Source organism: Acidisoma sp. S159 (assembly GCF_009766125.1).
Lineage (GTDB): Bacteria > Pseudomonadota > Alphaproteobacteria > Acetobacterales > Acetobacteraceae > Acidisoma.
The window spans coordinates 135,910-153,938 of sequence record NZ_LMUG01000009.1; the positions used below are offsets into that span (position 1 = coordinate 135,910).

Genomic DNA, 18,029 nt, shown 5'->3' on the forward strand with positions numbered 1-18,029 from the left:
TGGAACCGGCTCAATCTGTAGCTCTACAGCTAATAATTGATGAAAATATAGACGCCCCTGATGACTTCCTACTATACGTTCTTGTTTCGGAACTTTCTTGTGGACTCGACCTGATTTCTTCGTTAGATCGTGTTTTAAGCGCCGTAGAATGCGCAGGCAGTTTCTCTGTCGGGAGCGGAAAGATGTCGTCCGATGAAGACGCAAGAATGTTAGAGCCGTTCGAGGTCTTCTACGATAATCTGGCAAAAGCCACTCACAATGATTATAAGACAAAGCAACATTCTAAGGTAAAAGATTCGACCTCGTTCGAAGCGCAGCGACATCATTTACTTAGTCTTTATGATAACGTTATGGTGTCGCACAGTTTCGTAGATACGGGTGGTCAAGTATTCGACTGTGTACCCGTTAAAGAGCAGCCGGCCCTAAAGAGGTCGGGCAGGCCCCTTGCATCGCCGCCGGTTTTGCCGAGGTGCGCGTCCGATCCCGTCCCATCAAATATTCCTAGCTTGGCTCCTTTACGTCCCGGGCGCGCTGACCGTTACGGCAATGCGATGACGTGTCCCGAAGGTTCTGTTCCCTTACGACGCGTTACGTTAGGCGAGATGACCAAATTCGAGGACCTCGAGCATTTCTACAAGAAGAATCCTAGGAGTAACAGAAAACGATCATCTCAGCTCTTTACCCGCCCCGATGCGCCAAGTTCGACAGAACCCCCACACGAGTATGCGCATGCGTATCAGCGGGTCAACAACATTGGCGGACACAGCTTTTTGAACGTCTGGGATCCAACTATCGTGGACCCCCAAGTATTTTCGTTGTCACAACAATGGTATGTCGCAACAGGAAGCGCCGGTCTTCTCCAAACGGCGGAGGTCGGCTGGCAGGTCTTCCCACAAAAATACGGCCACTCGAAGCCTGTCCTGTTCACTTATTGGACCGCCGACGGCTACACAAGCAGCGGCTCTTATAGCGCTGATGCTGGAGATTTCGTGCAGTACAGCCCGACGTGCGCCATAGGTGTTGCACTGGAGCAAGTTAGTGCGCTTGGAGGCGAGCAAGCGGAATTAGAGCTCAGCTTCCTGCTCTCCGAAGGAAACTGGTGGCTTTACGTGAATGGCACCGACGTTGTTAATGCTGTAGGATACTATCCGACCACACTTTACAGAAATGGTCCGATGACGACTGGAGCCACCGAGATAGACTATGGCGGAGAAACTGTCGGCGCGGGTTCATATCCCGCAATGGGAAGTGGAAACTTCGCGGCTCAAGGTAGCGGGCAAGCGGCGTATCAGCGAAATATTTACTACTATCCGTCGGGTGGCAGTATTCAAGACGCTGATCTTCTGCCATCGCAGGACTGGCCGGATTCCTATACGATCATAAATCAACAGTCGGCTGATTGGGGAAAGTACTTTTTCTTCGGCGGTCCAGGAACAGTAGCTCGGCCCACAGGGGTTACATAATCTTAACTAATGCAGGTGGCGTGGTGAACCCTTCTTCGGGCGGACAGCTCCACCGAACTTCGCCTTCATTCAAAATCTAAACAGCGCCTCTCTTCGCGCTAACGTTCGTTGCTCCACTCAAGCCAGTTTGTCAAGCGATCGACGGTCTGCGTGTCCTTAGAGCGACTCTGTGACTTAGGCATGTACAGTTCTCAATACTCAAAAGCATGTCAATGGCGGCGCGATTTAATTAGGATTCATGATGAGCGTCGACGACATCGACCAGATACCCGCGAAAGGAGACCTGCTCAGTGGGCATCGGAGGCGACAGAAAGCAAAGACACTTGTCCCAGCACTGAAAACGAGACGGGGGTGCCAGCGGCGCCGGGCAGCGCACTCGATCCAGCGCCAGAGGGTTTTGTTATCGATGTTATCCTCGGCGCTGCTTGGTATGCCAGGAAATATCGGTCCGCTGAGGCAACTGCTTATTGGTACTTCGCGGCCAACCTGGCGCTTGTCGCGTGCGTTCCACTAGTCCTCTATTTAGTCTCGCAAACTAAGGGAACTGGCGCTTCACAGACCGCGACCGCGGTCGCGCAACTCAGCGGGCTCCTCACCGGCGTCTTCGCGCTGCAGAAGATGTTGTCCGCCTGGTTCCCGTCTTCCGCCGGCACGGCGAGGTGCCCGCCTGTCGACAATGTCGTCAACGCCATTGCCAGTAGCGGTGGTGGAAGCGGGCCGGTTGCGCCCGGCGCCGGGTTTGCGGTTCCTACGTTCGGTTTTGCCCTTCCCAGGCGCGTTGTGCCAGGTCCAGCGCCTGCTCCCGGAGCGCCTCAACTAGCCCAAGGCCAAGCTACCTTTGAGGATCTGGTGGATGTGGGCAAAACGAATCTACAAGTGCTCCCTTCCGAGGTTCAAGACGATAGCGTTACGAACAGGATATTCAGGATAATGATCAAATCCTCGGCGCAGGCTCAGCTTGACAGAGCAAGAGTCCCGGGGCCGCCTGGAGGCGTTCCCAACGACCGCGTGCAAATGGAGCAAGCGAAGTTGGATGCCTTCAGCGTTCCTTCGAGCTTGACGGTCGGCGAGCTCAAATCATTCGCCAAGAAAGCCGCCATCGCAACATTAAACGACACGGTCCTAGCCATCATTACCTGACGGAAGTCAGCATACTGCGCTTCTGTCTCGACCGAATTTTGCTTTAGTTTTTGGGAAGAGGATCATCTTATCGATGCCTTTTTTTCTGGACGAAGATGGCCCGCCTCGCGATGCCATCGCACTTTGTTTCTCAGGCGGTGGCTATCGAGCCATGCTCTTCCATGCAGGCGCGATCTGGCGACTTAACGAGCTCGGCTTGCTCCGGAAGATTGCACTGGTCTCAAGTGTATCCGGCGGATCGATCGCGGCGGGCGTTCTCGCGGTGGCCCTGGCCCGTACGGACCTTCAATGGATTGGGGAACACCTGACAAATCTCGATCAGGTCTTCATCCGGCCTATTCTCAAGCAAGCTGGCGACGGCATCGACTATGAGGCAATCACACTCGGTCTCCTACCTTGGGACCACGCTTTTAGGCATGTGGCCGAATCCTACGGACGCAACTTCGCAGGCACAAGAACGCTGCAAGACCTGCCTAGCCAGCCAGAATTCGTCTTCAATACGACGAACTTGATGAGTGGTCGGGACATGCAATTCTCCCGGAGTCTTGTACTGGATTGGCAGGTCGGCAGCATCCGGAACCCCAGTTTCCCGCTCTCAGAGGTCATCGCTGCCTCCTCAGCCTTTCCGCCGTTCTTTCGCCAGCCGCCTTCGATTTCAGCCACCTGACAGTCGATCCGCCGCAGAACGATGGAGGATTGCACCGGCCGCCTTTCACCCAGCGATGCATGCTGTCAGACGGCGGGGTCTACGACAACATGGGTCTTGAACCCGCCTGGAAGCGTTTCAAGACACTTCTTGTCAGCAACGCTGGGCGCCCGTTCGGCGATCTCGAGGCGCCCCCGACCGACTGGCTCAGCCAACTCCGGCGCGTCGTCGATATAACGATGGACCAGGATCAGGCGCTTCGTGAACGGATCCTGATCGGCGCGTACCGAGAAAATATCAGGACAGGAACTCTCTGGGGATTGAACGTCATGCCGGTGGTGCCGGCACGCTGCCTCCCGGCTTGTCTCAAGCCGAGTATGACAAGGCGAGGGATACGAGGACGCGGCTGAACACCTTCACGACGGATGAGCAGGCTTTGCTGATGAAGGCGGGCTATGCCTTAGCGGAGGAGAGCATCCGCCTTTACTACGCGCCGTCGGCGGGGCTCAGCACGGCGCCGGGAACTACTCCGCCGACGCCATAAAAAAGAACGCTTCAACGCGGCCTCCACACGAGGCCCATCAAGGAGTGACAGAAGCGATGGCGCATCCTCCAAACTCACCGTCTCCTGCCGCCAGTATGCCCACGCGTTACGCAACTCCGACCTATCACTTGCCCCCGCTATGTGGGGGAGTCCCAGCCGCCGCCAGCCACAAACAACTGGTTGATTGGAGCAAAGAGCAACTCGGTTCAATCCCGCCACCAAGCGGCGATGGCAATATCGACCTGGGCGACATCATCGGCGGCGGCGGCGTGCAGGAGATCGAGCAGCTCGGGGAAATCCGCTTCCACGTGCTCGATGACAGCGGCGCCGGCCATGCCGACGAGGCCGAAGAAATCGCCAACGAAATGGCAACTGATTTCAAGCCGAGCGCTGGGGGGCTCAATCCCGCCTTCCTATTTCATCTGGGCGACGTGCTCTACGGTCCCGGCAAAGCCGACCACTACGGCGAGCGATTCTACCGGCCGTATAGCCACTACCCGGGAAAGATCATTGCTATTGCCGGCAATCACGACGGTGAAGCCAAAACCCCAGCCGATAAGCCATCGCTCAGCGCCTTCCGAGCAAACTTCTGCACGACTCAGGCTGTGATACCCCAGCAGGCCGCCGGCAGCGGCATTTATCGGCAGACGATGACGCTGCCGGGAGTCTATTGGTGCCTCGATGCTCCTTTCGCACTGTCGTCGGAAATCCGGCAAGATCAGAGACTCAGATCACGCCGATTTCCGCAGCCTGCGAGCCGGGCTAAAGAACGTGCTGATACTTTACACTGGCACAATCTTACAGAAAAACGGCATGGGAAGAAGGACGCCACGATCTGCATAGCACTCCTTTATGATCTTTTGGTACCTGGGATCGTACAATATGCCGATTATAAAATGCTTGACGGAGTCAAAATGCGCGTAGTTTATCAGTGCCAGTTGTTGGTCCGCGTCGAGTGCCTGCAGAGGAAAAGATGACCGGATTTCGCCAATATCGAAGAACCATGGGAGCGCTTCTTGCCAGGCGGGCCATAAAACTTCGGGCTTGCTAGGACCGGGGAAGAAATTGAAGAACTGGATGAGATTGGGATCCCGCGAGACCGAGCTGTAGCGCATCATGTTCTTAAAGGTGCCAACAGAGAAGGAGGTTACGTCGCGCGTCAGAATCTCAAACTCTTCCCCCTTTCGCTTCCAAACTTGCGCCGCCACTGTTGCATGTTCTGGGCTCTGAAACTCAACTATCAAAGCCCAATCGGCGATCGCGTTATTCAACATCATCTGGGCAACGGGCACCCCAAGAAATTTCTCGATGTGGAGCTGCTCAGCATCATGCAGCGCAGTTTCACAGATGGCCTGGTCGAACGGAACCGCGCCGCCGAGTTCATTCCGCCGGATCTGACGGTAGGCAGTGATATCCGTCACTCCCGAACTCGCGGCCTTAGCGCGTAATGCGGTGGCGAATGCCCTTACCCTGTCGGAAAAGTCGGAGATATGCGGTCCCTTGAGAGTGACGACGGCAAAACCTGCCGGCACCGGCGCTGCCGCAATCCCCTCCGTCAGCGTAGCGGCATGCGGATTGTGCAGTCCCGGATAAGGAAACTTAGTGAAGTCAACAGTCATGGTGCTACCACTCCTCTCGTTACTATGCGTTATGCGCGTTGAAGTTTGAGGGCCGCGTAATTCTCCACGGCGATCCGCACGAGTCACTTGATACCGCAGGCTGACCTTGGGCCTTGATCGACGCGCCAGCGCGCCGGCATCATCCCACATTGCCACCTTAACATAGATAGCCACGCTCACTGCTTCGGTCGCCGCAGGGCCATGATACGCTTTGGTATTTGGGTTGTGAAGTTGCTAGTACGAAACAAAAAAGAATTGTCGCTTCGCATCATCAAGCGAGGCCATGCGGGCGGCGTGCCAATCGGCCGCGCCATCGGTCAGACTGCGCGGGGCACCGCCTACATCAAGCGCAATCCGCGCTGTATCAGCATAGCACATGTGCTTGGCGCCCATGCCAATCACACGGCGCACTTTCAGATTGCTGGAAAAAACGGGAGTAAGGTATGAATCACGACGATAGTGTTAGACAGCAAACTCTTAAGAAACTTCTAACTACACGGGACAGCGAGGCTCAAACCTTACCCCGCGACCATCGCCCAAACATCGATACCAAAATGGTCGAGCACGCTATGCGCGCCCTCCCAGATCATGCGCAAAGACACAAAGAATACGACGAATAACCCAACCCAGGCGATCCACCGCCGCTTCTCCAACTGCGTCGCAATCAAACTAGCGGCAACCCCCATCAGCACCACCGAAAGCAACAGGCCGAGGGCCAGGATCCAGGGATGGTCATGCGCGGCCCCGGCAACCGCCAGCACATTGTCCAGGCTCATTGATATATCGGCGATGGCGATCTGGATTGCCGCCTGCAACACGGTCTTGCTCTTCGCCACGCCACCCGCCCCATGAGCCGGCCGGCGCCGCAGTTCGCGGAACATCTTCCAGCAAACCCACAGCAGCAGCAGCCCGCCCGCCAGCGTCAATCCGATGATCGCCAGCAGCCGTAGCGCCACGAAGGCCATCGCCACGCGGATGACCACGGCGAAGCCCACGCCGAACAGCACCGCCCAGCGCCGCTGCCCGGCCGAAAGGCCGGTAACGGCCATGCCGATGACCACGGCATTATCCCCGGCCAGCATGAGGTCGATCACCAGCACCTGGGCCAGGGCGGCAAGCTGGGAGAGCAGCAGATCGTTCATCATCCCCTACCTCATGATCCGCCCCCTCCTTGTCAACGCCGCCCCCTGACGTTAGGGCGACCGGGCACCGCAGCCGGAACACCGCCATGGTCCCCCGCTATTCCCGCCCCGAGATGGCCGCCATCTGGTCGCCCGAGAACCGCTATCGCATCTGGTTCGAGATCGAGGCGCTGGCGGCCGAGGGCATGGCGCTCACTGGCGCGATCCCCGAGGAGGCGGCCCGCGTCATCCGCGAGAAGGGCGACGCCCGCCTCGCTACAATCGGCCCCGCCGATGTCGCCCGGATCGATGAGATCGAGCGCGAGACCCGCCATGACGTGATCGCTTTCCTCACCTGGCTCGCCGAGGGCATCGGCCCCGAGAGCCGCTACGTCCATCTCGGCATGACGAGTTCGGACGTGCTCGACACCTGCCTCTCGGTGCAGCTCGTGCAATCCACCGACCTGCTCATCGCCGATGTCGATGCGGTGCTGGCGGCGCTGAAGACCCGCGCGATCGAGCATAAGCACACCCTGACCATCGGCCGCAGCCATGCCATCCATGCCGAACCCACCAGCTTCGGCCTCAAGCTCGCCGGCCATTACGCGGAATTCGCCCGCAACCGGGCGCGGCTGGTCGCGGCGCGGGCCGAGATCGCCACCTGCGCCATATCCGGCGCGGTCGGCACCTACGCCCATCTCGACCTCGCGGTGGAAGCCCATGTCGCCGGGAAGCTCGGCCTGGCCATCGAGCCCGTCTCCACCCAGGTCATCCCAAGGGACCGCCACGCTGCGTGGTTCTCCGCCCTCGCCGTGGTGGCGAGTGGGATCGAACGCCTCGCGACCGAGGTGCGGCATCTGCAGCGCTCCGAGGTGCGGGAGGCGGAGGAGTTCTTCCACCCCGGCCAGAAGGGGTCGAGCGCCATGCCCCACAAACGCAACCCGGTGCTCAGCGAGAACCTCACCGGCCTCGCCCGCATCGTCCGCGCCGCCGTCGTGCCGGCGCTGGAGAACGTCACCCTGTGGCACGAGCGCGATATCAGCCACTCCTCGGTCGAGCGCGTCTTCGCGCCGGATGCCGCCATCGCACTCGACTTCGCGCTGGTGCGGCTGGCCGGGATGATGGCGAAGCTGGTCGTTCACCCCGAGCGGATGGCGGCCAATCTCGATGCGCTGGGCGGCGTCGTGCATAGCGGCGAGGTGCTCCTCGCGCTGGCCCGCGCCGGCATCCTGCGGGAGGACGCCTATCGCATCGTGCAACGCAATGCGATGGAGACCTGGACCAAGCTCGGCACGCCCGAGGGCCGCGACTTCCGCACCAACCTAGACGCCGATCCGGAAGTTGCCGGCCGCGTCCCTTCCGCGATCCTGGACGAGGCCATGCGACCCGAGGCCCATCTGCGCAACATCGACCGTCTCTTTGAGCGCGTCTTCGGTGAAAAGAGCGCAGGCGACAAATGATTGCGTCGGCCTCCGGTCAACGCGGCCCCATCTGAATTGCAATCCCGCGCACTCACGAAGCCGGGTTGCGTTCCATCGCGCCCTGGCATTTGACGGGAATCGCGCGGCACGACGAAGACCTCGAGCGCGTTACGACTTTGCAGGTACTGCGCGGTAATTTGGTGTTTCGTCCGCCGACACTTGGCAGTCGAAGAATTGAGTTTAATTGATTTTGAGTTAACAACGACTGTAGATAGTCCACCCCTCAGCGGAAGCGTGGAACATCGATGTCCGGGCATTTTGTCTTTCCGCCGTCGCTCGATCGTCCCCGCTCTCTCGTCCCCGCCTGGACACTGACGGGCGCAACCCTCTCAAGCCTTCTCGCGGGCGCCGACGTTTTGGCTGTCCTCGTCACCGGTTTGGTCTGCCGCCGCCTCAATCCGCTCGGACATACAGGCCATACGCTGCGCGAGATTCTCGTGATTCTCGCGACGGGTGCTTTGGTTGCCTGGCTCATACAGGAGAGGGGACTCTACCGCCGCCCCATGCGCGGCGAGACAATGCGCCTGCAGCAAGCCTTGGCACCGGCGCTTAGCGCTTTCGCATTTGTGGTGCTGGCCTTGCTGGTTTGGGACGGCATCGCAAGTCTAGCTACGCACGCACCATCTTTGGCGACCCTTGCCAACCGCAACTGGCTTTGTGCCTGGGCGCTCCTTTCGCCCTCAGCCGTGCTCGCCCTCCACGCCGTGCTCCATCCTTGGACATGGGAACATGTCGCGGGGGCGGAGCATCGGCGCCGCGCCATCATCATCGGCGGCGGAGATCACGTGCGCCATCTCGCCGCCCATCTCGCCGAGAACCCGCAAGACGCCTTCAGGGTCGTGGGCTTTCTGCCGACCACCAAGGGCGCGAGAGCCTTGGCTTTGCCGACATGGTCATTGCTGCGGGACCTGCTCGCCGTTCGAGACACCATCCGCGCGGGGGATGTCGATCTCATCGTGATCGCCTTGCCCGGCGCCGCCTCTTGGCGCATCCGGGAGATCGTCGGGCGCATGTCCGCGCTGCCGATCGACATTCGGCTCGCCCCGGATCTCGGCAGTTTCCATTTCCGCAATGCCCGCGTGTCCTCGATTTGTGGTCTCCCTTTCCTCCATCTCCGCGATCGTCCGATTTCCGGAACCGCCGCGGCAATCAAGCGTGCCGAGGATCTCGCGCTCGCCGCGGCGTTTCTGTTGCTACTTGCGCCGTTGATGACGCTGATCGCCTGCGCCATTCGCTTGGACAGCGCGGGACCGGTCTTCTTCAACCAGCCGCGTCTCGGCTTCAATCATCGCCTGATCCGCGTGAGGAAGTTTCGCACGATGCGGCCAGGCGCGCAGGATCTAGCGGGCTGTCGCCAGGCCGTCCGGGATGATCCGCGCGTGACACGCATCGGCCGGCTTCTCCGCCGCACCAGCCTCGACGAACTGCCGCAACTCTTCAACGTCATCCGAGGCGACATGTCGCTGATAGGACCGCGCCCGCATGCCTTGGGCACCGAGGCTGCCGGCCAGCCCTTCGACAAAGCGGTAGCCGACTACGCCGCGCGACACCGCGTCAAGCCGGGCATCACCGGCTGGGCGCAAGTCCATGGCTGGCGCGGCGAAACCGATACCGTCGAGAAGCTGCGTCAACGCGTCGCGCACGATATGTACTACATCGACAACTGGTCGATCCTTCTCGACCTCCGCGTCCTCGCGATGACCGCGCCGTCTTTGTGGTCGGAGCAAGCTTACTGAGATGAGCTCGTCCAAAGCTATCGTCATGCTCGGCGAAGGCCGAGCATCCACGCCTTCCTTCGCCGCCACAAGCAAGGCGTGGATCCTCGGCCTTCGCCGAGGATGACGTCACGGAGTCATTGCCACTGCGTCACTGCAAAGAAACGAGGTGAGCGTCCACCGTCGCACCCGCCGCACCGGCTGCCTGGAAGCTGAAACTCGTCGTGCCGTGTGCCACAATCGCGCCATTCGTCGTGGCATTGCCCAGCATGTAGACGTTGCCGACATGTGAGAGGATCGTCCCACCCGACAGCCCCGTGATGGCAGAGGCCGTATCGATCTCGACCCGCCAGGCATGCGAGGCCTTGTCGCTATCGTCGTTCACCGTCACGGTCGCCGTCCGCGCGCCGTTTGACACGTCTCCAATCGCGGCGGTGACATGGCCCGCGAGGCTCGTCGTCACGCTCGTATTCGTCGCCATTGTGCTGCTGCCATTGGTATTCACAACAGCCGCCTTCGCGGCCACAGTCGCCGCAGCACCAGGCACAAGCGTCGCCGTCGCGCTCGCGCGGCCAAGCGTCGTGGCCAGAGGATCACTCAGCGCCAGCATGAAGGTCAGCTTGCTCGTGGCCGCGCTGCCGAGAAGATGCACGGCGACAATTTCGCTCGTGGTGCCTGGCGCGAATGTCAGCGTGCCTGAGGTCGCGGTGTAATTGGTTCCCGCATGCGCCGTGCCGTCCTTGGTGGCATAGGCGATCGTCACGGTCTTCGTGGAGGCGGCCGAAAGCGTCACCGTGAAATCGACCCCGCTCGGCGCAAGCACGGTGGTGCTGTCCGCCGCGTGATAGAAACCCGGTGTGATCGCCGCGATCTTCGCTGGATCGACTGTCGCCCAATCATCTTCCAGGATGCCTCCGGTATCGCCGGAGGTCGGGTTCCAGTCCCAATATCCCCAGCTGATACCCTGCGCGCCGCCAACCCCGCCCGGCGCTTTCATATAAGCGACGAGTTGCTGCATCCATTGCTGGTCGCTCGTGGTTTGCAGCTTGGACCCGTATTCACCGACGAAAACCGGCGCCGTGCCTGTCTGATAGAGATTGCCCCAATACTGGTTCCACACCGCGGGCAGGTTGTTCGGGTAATTCGCCGCCGAGAACCACGGCTGCCCGCTGACGGAAGCCGGATAGTCATGCGGCGAATAGACCACCTTGTTGGCGGCCGTCAGAACCACCGGGTGAGCCTTCGCGCCCATAAGATTGCCGCCCCACCAAGTGTTGTTGCCCTGGTAGCTCTGCACGCCCTCGACGAACATCAGCCAGCTTTTGTTGACCGTTTGGATCGCGTCGCCCGCCCGCGTCGCGGCGGCCTCCCAGTCATTCGCGCTGCCATCGCCCCAGGTCGCGGCGCCATGCGGCTCGTTCGAGAGATCCGCGCCGATGACCGTATTGGTCCCGGCATAGCGCGTTGCCAGCGTCTTCCAGTCGGCGATCCACTGCGCCTCGGTATAGCCGCTGTCGTACCATAGCCCGTTGTCGTTAGGGCCGGAGCCCGCCGCGCTGCGATGGTCGTCCAGGATGATCTTGAGGCCGAGGGTCCCGGCATAGGCCACAATCTTATCCATGACCTGCAGGCCGTTCAGCCCCTGGAGATCCGGGTTCTTCGTGTAGTCGATGCCATTCGGCACGCTGGCGCTGTTGAGTAGCTGCAGCGAGAAGGGCAGGCGGATCGTGTTGAAGCCGAGCGAAACCATCTGCTTCATCATGGTCTGGTAGCTCTGCGCCCAGAGACCCTGCGGCGCGAAGGATGACGTCTCCAGCCCGAACCAATTCACCGCCGCGATCTTCACCGCGTGCCCGCTGGCATCGACGATCTGGTTCCCGCTGGTGCTGAGCGCTCCCGCCGGCAGCAACGTGCTTCCGGTCGCCGTTGTGTTGTTGGTTTCGGTGACGCTGACATCGGCCACGGTCGCGCTGGGCGGAACGTAAGGTGCGGGCGTCACGATGCTGCCGGTGGCGGTCGGGCGCGCGATCACGGCTCCACTCGGCTGGGAAAGCGTGAGGCTATAGGCTTTCGTGCTGCCGGCGGTGCCGGGATGCGTCGGCACGGTGATGGTCTGGCTCGTGACGCCGGGGGCGAAGGTCAGCGTGCCGCTGGCGGCGTTGTAATCCTTCCCGGCAGTGCCCGTGCCGTTGGCGGTCTTATAGCCGACGGTCACGGCGGTCTTGGCGGCGGCGGAAAGCGTTACCGTGAAGCTCTCGTTCAGCGTCGCGGCGGTGCCCTCCGTGACACTGCTATCTGAGACGGACAGGCTCGGCACGATTGGAGCGGAGGAGAGGGTTGCTCCATTCAGCGTGGCGCTGGTCGGAAAAACCGGGCTGCCGCCGGTCGCCTGGAAGCCGAAGGCGACATTGCCGCCCACCGCGATGGCGCTGTCATAGGGTAGATTGCCGATCACGTAGTTCGTGCCCGCGTGGCTGATGATCTGAGCATTCCAAATATTGGTAATCGCATTGGCGAGGTTGAAACTGACCGTCCAGCCGTTGACCGCCGTTTTCCCGGTATTGGTGATCGTCCCGCTGCCCGTAAAGCCTGTGTCCCAGTCGCTCGTATCGGTGATCGCGAAGGTTGCGCCTGTGCCGGCGAGCGTGGCGGTGGGAGTAGCGGCCATGGCGAATGAAATCCTGAGAACGAGATTTGTCGCATTAGCCGATAGCAGTATGTTAACTTTTGTTACAGTCTAAATTTCGTGATGAGTCCGCGCCAAATCCTCGGCAACTCGGTGCCCGTAGCGCCGCGCCGGACGCTCTATGAGGCGCAGGTTGGCCTCGACGAGCAGGATCAGCAGCGCCGTCGCTACGGCGATCACGAAGACGTCCGGCGCCCAGCCTCTAGACGCCACTGGCGGCAGAACCCGCGCCAGCATCGCCCGGGCGATCCAAAAGCTTGGCAAGTGGATGAGGTACAGGCTGTAGGACCGCTCGCCGATCCAGCCCATGAGGCCACGCCACCGGCCCACGCGGCGGAGATAGCCCCGGTCGAAACTGGCGATCCACACCAGACCCGCCGCCAGCACCGCCACCAGACCCATATGAAACGGCACGATCGCGTATCGCGCCGCCCCCACCATCAGCACCAGCAGCGTGAAGGGCAGGGGCCGCCAGATCCGGCTCTCCAGAAATCGGGGCGCCAGTGCCCGAGCCATCGGGCCGCCCTCCGCGAGTGCGATGAGCACCCCCAGCATGATCGCATCCGTCCGGACGAAGGACAGCAAGGAACCGAATTGCGGCCGGGGAAGGAGCAGCTGCAGCACCACGCCAAACCCGAGAACCTGTGGCAGAAGCCGCCCGGCAAACACCGCCACGAAGGGCAACACGAGATAGAACTGCTCCTCCAGCGACAGCGACCAGTAGACCGACAGCACCCCGCAATGTGCCTGACCTGCCACGCAGGCGGCCCAGTGGAAATTCGCGACATGCAGCACCGCCGCCGTCGCATCGGCGAGATCGAGCTGGATATGGCCAAAAAGATCAGTCCGGCGGGTGACGGCGGAGAGCAGAATGGGAATGGCGAGCCATAGCCAGGCGCTCGGCGCTAGCCGGAAGAAGCGGCGGATCCAAAATGCCCCGGCCTCGCGCCAGAATGCCTCACCGCTCGCGCCGCGCAGCCGCGGCAACAATGAGCGCGCGATGACATAGCCGGAAATGCAGAAGAACAGATCGACACCGCACCACAGCCCACCACCGAAATCCCAGCCCAATCCGTGATGCCATGGCAGCAGCACCTCGACATGGTTCAGGATCACCAACATCACCGCGACGCCCCGCAACACCTCGATCTCCGGGTTGCGCCCTGATGAGGCCTCCATCGCGTTGCTGCTACAACAAGCCCTCCCGGCGGAAACTCAGCCACCGCCCATTGCCGACGATGACGTGATCATGCAGCACGATGGAAAGCGGCTCCGCGGCCTCGCGGATCGACCGCGTCATCGTGATATCCTGCTGCGACGGCGTGGGATCGCCGCTCGGGTGGTTGTGCACCAGGATCAGCGCAGTGGCGCTGAGCTCCAAACCGCGCCGCACGATCTCGCGCGGATAGACAGGCGTAAGGTTAACCGTACCGCGCCCCTGCGCCTCATCCGCCAACAAGCGATTGCGCGTGTCGAGATAGAGCACACGGAAATGTTCCACCCGCTCGCGCGCCAGCACGGCATTGAGATATTCCATGAGCCGATCCCAGCTTTTGAGAACCGGCTGATCCATAACCTCGGCCCGCATAAGCCGCAGAGCCGCCGCCTGTATCGTCTTCAGCGCCGCGATTCCCGCGTCGCCCATACCCTCGACCTCGCGGAGTTCCTGCGCCGACGCCGAGATACATCCGGCATAGCTGCGAAAACGCGCGAGCAGAGCACGCGCGATTGCCTTGGTGTCCCGCCGCGGCAACGCCAGGAACAGCGTCATTTCCAGTACTTCGTGATCGGCCAAAGCCTCCGGCCCCGCTCGCAGCAACCGCAATCGCATGCGGTCGCGATGCCCTTCCGAGCCCACCGGCGCGGAAGCCGCGGACTGCGCAGAGAGCGGAGGACACAGCGTGCCTAGCAGATCTCCGGCTTCAGAGAGTTCGGACTGTCGTGGCTTTGCCATTGCGGCAGCCTGCCACGGCGCCACGTCAAGGCAAAGATGTTTCGATAACGAATCGTAAGCCGCTCGTGCGCCTAAGCCAGAGCCAGCTCCACCGCCGCCTCGACATGCAGTCCCGTCGTATCGAACATCGGGATGCCGGGTCGGTCGGATTGCGTGATGAGCAGCGGGATCTCGGTGCAACCGAGAATGACGCCCTCGCTACCCTGCGCCGCCAGCCGATCGACGACCGCAAGGTAAGTCGCCCGCGCGCTATCGGTGAACTGCCCGCGGCAAAGCTCGTCGAAGATGATGCGGTCGAGCACGTCCTGCTCCTCGGGCACCGGCACGTCGATGCGGATCCCGAACTGCTCCGTGTAGCGGCGCCGCAGAAATTCCGTCGCCATCGTCGGCTTTGTTCCGAGCAAGGCAATGCGCGAGAGCCCAGCCGCCTGGATCGCCCGCGCGGTCGGATCAACGATATGCAGAAACGGAATCGCGCGGCCCGCCGTGAAAACATCCGCCAGGCGATGCAGCGTGTTCGAGACGCAAAGGAAGAAATCGGCCCCGGCCGCTTCCAGCGCCGCCGCGCGATCCGCGAGGTAGGCGCCCATCACCTCCCAGCGGCCGTTGTGCACGCAGTCCGTGCAGAAAGCGAAATTCATCGAGGTCATCACAAGTTCGGCGGTATTCCAGCCTCCCAGCCGAGCATTCACCGCCGCATTCAGCCGCCGGTAGTAATCGGCCGTCGCCACATCGCTCGATCCGCCGATGATACCAATGCGCTTCAACCGCCAGCTCCGCCGCCGCCGAGCGCCCAGATGAGGATCCCCTTCTGTGCATGCAGCCGGTTCTCCGCCTCGTCGAACACCACCGAATAGGGGCCGTCGATCACCGCCGCCGTCACCTCTTCTCCGCGATGCGCGGGGAGGCAGTGCATGAACAGCGCATCCGGCGCCGCCTGCGCCATCACCGCCTCCGTCACGCGGAACGGCGCCAGCAGATTGTGGCGGCTCTCCCCCGCATCATCGGCCATGCTGACCCAGGTATCGGTCACCACGCACCGAGCATCGCGCACCGCCGCCAGCGGATCCTCCCCGAGCTCCACCCGCGCCCCTTCCGCGCGTGCCCAGTCCAGCACCCTGCGCGGCGGGGCGAGTTCGTTCGGCGTCGCCAGCCGCAGGTGGAAGCGGAAGCGCGCGGCGGCCTCGATCCAGCTACGCGCGACATTATTGCCGTCGCCCAGCCAGGCGATGGTCTGGCCGGAGATCGGCCCGCGATGCTCCTCGAAGGTCAGCACATCCGCCATGATCTGGCAGGGATGAGACGCCGCGGTGAGACCGTTGATCACCGGCACCGTCGCATGCCGCGCGAGTTCCTGCAGCTTCTCGGGTTGATCGGTCCGCAGCATGATCGCATCGACATAACGCGACAGCACCCGCGCCGTATCCGCGACAGTCTCGCCCCGGCCGAGCTGCATCTCGCGCCCCGACAGCACCACCACATCGCCGCCGAGTTCGCGTACGGCGAGTTGAAAGCTCACCCGCGTGCGGGTACTCGGCTTCTCGAAAATGAGAGCCACGGTCTTGTCAGTCAGCGGCTTGGCATGCCCGCGCCTGTCGGATTTGCAAACGGCGGCACTCTCCAGCATTCCCCGCAGGGTCGCGCTGTCGATATCGCTGAGATCGAGGAAGTGGCGCGGCCTGCCGCTCATGGCGAAGCCGCTTCCTTCGCCGGCAATGTGCATCGCGCGGCGGCGCGCGCGAGGCGGCTAAGCGCTTCGTCGCATTCCGTATTCGAGATAATGAGCGGAGGCACGAGACGCAGCACATTGTCCCCTGCGCCCACCGTCAGCAGACCTTCGGCGAGGCAGGCCGCCTGCAACTCGGTATTGGGCACGCCGCAGCGCAGACCGATCAGCAGACCCTGGCCACGGATCTCGGTAATGATGCCGGGGTGCTCGCGCATCAGCTTGCCCAGCCCCGCGCGCAGATACTCGGCCGTGCGCGCGACCCCATCGAGGAAGCCCGGCGCGAGCACGACATCCAGCACCGCGTTGCCGGCGGCGCAGGCGAGGGGGTTGCCGCCGAAAGTCGTGCCATGACTGCCGGGGCGCAGATGCTGCGCCACTTCCTCGCGCGCCAGCACGGCGCCTATCGGAAAGCCGCCGCCGAGACCTTTTGCCAGCGAAATGGCATCCGGCGTGATGCCCGCCCACTCATGCGCGAAGAGCTTGCCTGTGCGACCCATGCCGGTCTGGATTTCGTCGAGCCCCAGGAACAGGCCAAACTCGTCGCAAGCCGCACGCAGGCCGCGCAGAAAATCGGGCACGGCATTGCGGATGCCGCTCTCACCCTGGATCGGCTCGGCGATGATGCCGGCGGTCTCCGGCCCGATCGCGTCGCGCAGTGCGTTGAGGTTGTTGAACGGCACGTGGTCGAAACCATCCACGGGCGGCCCAAAGCCCTTGATATAGGCCGGGTTGCCGGTGGCGGAGATCATCGCCAGCGTGCGGCCGTGAAACGCGCCATCGAAGCAGATGATGCGCCAGCGCTCGGGATGGCCAGTTTCGGCCTGCGCCTTCCGCAGCATCTTGACCATGCCCTCGTTCGCCTCGGCGCCCGAGTTGCAGAAGAACACGCTGTCCGCGAAGCTCGCCGCCACCAGCCGCGCCGCGAGCCGCTCGGCTTCGGGCACGCGATAGAGGTTGGAGACATGCATGACGCGTCCGGCCTGCGCCGCGATGGCGGCCGTCAGACCCGCATGACCATGGCCGAGCAGCGAGGTCGCGATGCCCGCGCCGAAGTCGAGGAATCGTCGGCCATCCGTCGCATACAGCCAAGCGCCTTCGCCCCGCTCGAAAGCGAGGTCGGCGCGGTTGTAGTTCGGCATCAGCGCAGCGATCATGCGAACCTTCCAGGCACGGAAAGCAGCGATGTATGGGATCCGGGACCTATGACGTCAATCAATCCCCCGATGGCAGGTTAATGCATGGCGCGCAGCGAGCCGGGACGCATGGACGAGGCGAGTCTGCGGGAGGGGGCGCTCGCCCATATGCTGCGCTACGGCGGCACGGGCGCGTCCCTCACGCGCGCGCTCGACAAACGGATTCATCGCTGGGCGGAGGCGATGGGCGCGGCGGAGGGCGCCGATCGCGAGACCTTGGCGACGCAGGCGGAAAGCTGGCGAGCGGTGGCGCGGCAGGTGGTGGAAAGCCTCACCAAACTCGGCGCGGTCAATGATGCCGCCTTTGCCGAAAGCCGCGCGAGGCGCCTGCGCCGCACCGGCGGCTCCCGCCGCGCCGTCCTGGCCCATCTCGGCGCCAAAGGCGTGGGAAGCGAGACCGCCGCGACGGCCGTGCCGGAGAACGAAACCGCGGAACTGGCCGCCGCCCTGATCTTCGCCCGCCGCCGAAGGGTCGGGCCCTATTCCACAGAAGGCGGTCGGGCCCTCGAGCCAATGCGCGTCATGGCCGCCTTCGGCCGTGCCGGTTTCGGCTCCGCCGTGACCCGCCGCGTGCTCGCCTGCGACAGGGACGAGGCGGAGGACGTCATCCGCCGCGCCGCCAGCGGCGAGCCGCTCGCCGATCCCTTTGGCTAGGGTATGATGTCTCCAGATTGAACCGCGCTCATTCCACCACGTCATCCTCTCCGAGGATCAACGCCTTGCCTGCGTGACGAAGGC

General features: G+C 62.3%; 16 protein-coding genes and 1 pseudogene. 8 read left to right on the forward strand and 9 right to left on the reverse strand.

Annotated elements, in window-relative coordinates:
* Positions 1–182 precede the first annotated feature (182 nt).
* From GSQ92_RS06020 to GSQ92_RS06035, 4 genes are all read left to right on the forward strand, one after another.
* A complete protein-coding gene (locus tag GSQ92_RS06020) occupies positions 183–1,463 on the forward strand; it encodes a neprosin family prolyl endopeptidase (RefSeq protein ID WP_158805553.1) in 1,281 nt (426 codons plus the stop codon).
* Positions 1,464–1,814: 351 nt separating this feature from the next.
* Positions 1,815–2,603, forward strand: a complete 789-nt coding sequence (locus GSQ92_RS06025) for a hypothetical protein (RefSeq protein WP_158805554.1) — start codon at positions 1,815–1,817, stop codon at positions 2,601–2,603.
* Between the two features lie 73 nt (positions 2,604–2,676).
* Positions 2,677–3,270: a patatin-like phospholipase family protein gene (locus tag GSQ92_RS06030; RefSeq protein WP_158805555.1), complete on the forward strand. Its 594-nt coding sequence runs from the start codon at positions 2,677–2,679 to the stop codon at positions 3,268–3,270.
* A gap of 340 nt (positions 3,271–3,610) precedes the next feature.
* Positions 3,611–3,793, forward strand: coding sequence for a hypothetical protein (locus GSQ92_RS06035; protein ID WP_158805556.1), 183 nt, complete (start codon positions 3,611–3,613; stop codon positions 3,791–3,793).
* A 206-nt stretch (positions 3,794–3,999) separates the two neighbouring features.
* Here the strand turns inward: GSQ92_RS06035 and GSQ92_RS31390 are convergent, their stop codons facing one another.
* The gene (locus tag GSQ92_RS31390; RefSeq protein WP_256367078.1) at positions 4,000–4,128 is read right to left on the reverse strand and encodes a hypothetical protein; all 129 of its coding nucleotides are present in this window, start codon (positions 4,126–4,128) and stop codon (positions 4,000–4,002) included.
* Between the two features lie 30 nt (positions 4,129–4,158).
* Between GSQ92_RS31390 and GSQ92_RS31575 the strand changes: the two are divergent.
* Positions 4,159–4,401 (forward strand): annotated as a pseudogene (locus GSQ92_RS31575) (metallophosphoesterase family protein); the annotation flags it as partial.
* A gap of 174 nt (positions 4,402–4,575) precedes the next feature.
* On the opposite strand, the gene GSQ92_RS30755 reads toward GSQ92_RS31575, so the two are convergent.
* Both GSQ92_RS30755 and GSQ92_RS06050 read right to left on the reverse strand, forming a co-directional pair.
* Positions 4,576–5,412 (reverse strand): hypothetical protein, encoded by an 837-nt coding sequence (locus tag GSQ92_RS30755; RefSeq protein WP_254065891.1) that lies wholly within the window; start codon positions 5,410–5,412, stop codon positions 4,576–4,578.
* A gap of 518 nt (positions 5,413–5,930) precedes the next feature.
* A complete protein-coding gene (locus GSQ92_RS06050; protein WP_254065892.1) occupies positions 5,931–6,557 on the reverse strand; it encodes a YjbE family putative metal transport protein in 627 nt (208 codons plus the stop codon).
* 83 nt (positions 6,558–6,640) lie between these two features.
* Here GSQ92_RS06050 and purB point away from each other — a divergent pair, with 83 nt between their 5' ends.
* Together purB and GSQ92_RS06060 are read left to right on the forward strand one after the other, a co-directional pair.
* On the forward strand, positions 6,641–7,993 hold the full coding sequence (gene purB / locus GSQ92_RS06055) for an adenylosuccinate lyase (protein ID WP_158805559.1): 1,353 nt from the start codon (positions 6,641–6,643) through the stop codon (positions 7,991–7,993).
* Positions 7,994–8,259: 266 nt separating this feature from the next.
* Positions 8,260–9,750: an undecaprenyl-phosphate glucose phosphotransferase gene (locus GSQ92_RS06060; protein ID WP_158805560.1), complete on the forward strand. Its 1,491-nt coding sequence runs from the start codon at positions 8,260–8,262 to the stop codon at positions 9,748–9,750.
* A 130-nt stretch (positions 9,751–9,880) separates the two neighbouring features.
* On the opposite strand, the gene GSQ92_RS06065 is transcribed toward GSQ92_RS06060, so the two are convergent.
* From GSQ92_RS06065 to GSQ92_RS06090, 6 genes are all read right to left on the reverse strand, one after another.
* Positions 9,881–12,397: a cellulase family glycosylhydrolase gene (locus GSQ92_RS06065; protein WP_159013124.1), complete on the reverse strand. Its 2,517-nt coding sequence runs from the start codon at positions 12,395–12,397 to the stop codon at positions 9,881–9,883.
* 69 nt (positions 12,398–12,466) lie between these two features.
* Complete coding sequence (locus tag GSQ92_RS06070; protein ID WP_158805562.1) at positions 12,467–13,594, reverse strand: acyltransferase; 1,128 nt, start codon at positions 13,592–13,594, stop codon at positions 12,467–12,469.
* Positions 13,595–13,604: 10 nt separating this feature from the next.
* Positions 13,605–14,369, reverse strand: coding sequence for a DNA repair protein RadC (gene radC / locus GSQ92_RS06075; protein WP_158805563.1), 765 nt, complete (start codon positions 14,367–14,369; stop codon positions 13,605–13,607).
* Between the two features lie 71 nt (positions 14,370–14,440).
* Complete coding sequence (locus GSQ92_RS06080) at positions 14,441–15,136, reverse strand: aspartate/glutamate racemase family protein (RefSeq protein WP_254065893.1); 696 nt, start codon at positions 15,134–15,136, stop codon at positions 14,441–14,443.
* Positions 15,133–16,059: an ornithine carbamoyltransferase gene (gene argF / locus GSQ92_RS06085; protein ID WP_159013125.1), complete on the reverse strand. Its 927-nt coding sequence runs from the start codon at positions 16,057–16,059 to the stop codon at positions 15,133–15,135. Before argF ends, GSQ92_RS06080 begins: the two co-directional genes overlap by 4 nt.
* A complete protein-coding gene (locus GSQ92_RS06090) occupies positions 16,056–17,252 on the reverse strand; it encodes an aspartate aminotransferase family protein (protein ID WP_158805565.1) in 1,197 nt (398 codons plus the stop codon). Before GSQ92_RS06090 ends, argF begins: the two co-directional genes overlap by 4 nt.
* Positions 17,253–17,336: 84 nt before the next feature.
* Here GSQ92_RS06090 and GSQ92_RS06095 point away from each other — a divergent pair, with 84 nt between their 5' ends.
* The gene (locus tag GSQ92_RS06095) at positions 17,337–17,945 is read left to right on the forward strand and encodes a regulatory protein RecX (RefSeq protein WP_158805566.1); all 609 of its coding nucleotides are present in this window, start codon (positions 17,337–17,339) and stop codon (positions 17,943–17,945) included.
* Positions 17,946–18,029 lie beyond the last annotated feature (84 nt).

What these genes read in the sequence shown, in the direction of transcription:
- GSQ92_RS06020 (WP_158805553.1), top strand. Translation starts at nt 183, where the DNA reads ATGTCGTCCGATGAAGACGCAAGAATGTTAGAGCCGTTCGAGGTCTTC.
- GSQ92_RS06030 (WP_158805555.1), top strand. Translation starts at nt 2,677, where the DNA reads ATGCCTTTTTTTCTGGACGAAGATGGCCCGCCTCGCGATGCCATCGCA.
- GSQ92_RS31390 (WP_256367078.1), bottom strand. Translation starts at nt 4,128, where the DNA reads ATGGCCGGCGCCGCTGTCATCGAGCACGTGGAAGCGGATTTCCCCGAG.
- GSQ92_RS30755 (WP_254065891.1), bottom strand. Translation starts at nt 5,412, where the DNA reads ATGACTGTTGACTTCACTAAGTTTCCTTATCCGGGACTGCACAATCCG.
- GSQ92_RS06050 (WP_254065892.1), bottom strand. Translation starts at nt 6,557, where the DNA reads ATGATGAACGATCTGCTGCTCTCCCAGCTTGCCGCCCTGGCCCAGGTG.
- purB (WP_158805559.1), top strand. Translation starts at nt 6,641, where the DNA reads ATGGTCCCCCGCTATTCCCGCCCCGAGATGGCCGCCATCTGGTCGCCC.
- GSQ92_RS06060 (WP_158805560.1), top strand. Translation starts at nt 8,260, where the DNA reads ATGTCCGGGCATTTTGTCTTTCCGCCGTCGCTCGATCGTCCCCGCTCT.
- GSQ92_RS06065 (WP_159013124.1), bottom strand. Translation starts at nt 12,397, where the DNA reads ATGGCCGCTACTCCCACCGCCACGCTCGCCGGCACAGGCGCAACCTTC.
- GSQ92_RS06070 (WP_158805562.1), bottom strand. Translation starts at nt 13,594, where the DNA reads ATGGAGGCCTCATCAGGGCGCAACCCGGAGATCGAGGTGTTGCGGGGC.
- radC (WP_158805563.1), bottom strand. Translation starts at nt 14,369, where the DNA reads ATGGCAAAGCCACGACAGTCCGAACTCTCTGAAGCCGGAGATCTGCTA.
- argF (WP_159013125.1), bottom strand. Translation starts at nt 16,059, where the DNA reads ATGAGCGGCAGGCCGCGCCACTTCCTCGATCTCAGCGATATCGACAGC.
- GSQ92_RS06090 (WP_158805565.1), bottom strand. Translation starts at nt 17,252, where the DNA reads ATGATCGCTGCGCTGATGCCGAACTACAACCGCGCCGACCTCGCTTTC.
- GSQ92_RS06095 (WP_158805566.1), top strand. Translation starts at nt 17,337, where the DNA reads ATGGCGCGCAGCGAGCCGGGACGCATGGACGAGGCGAGTCTGCGGGAG.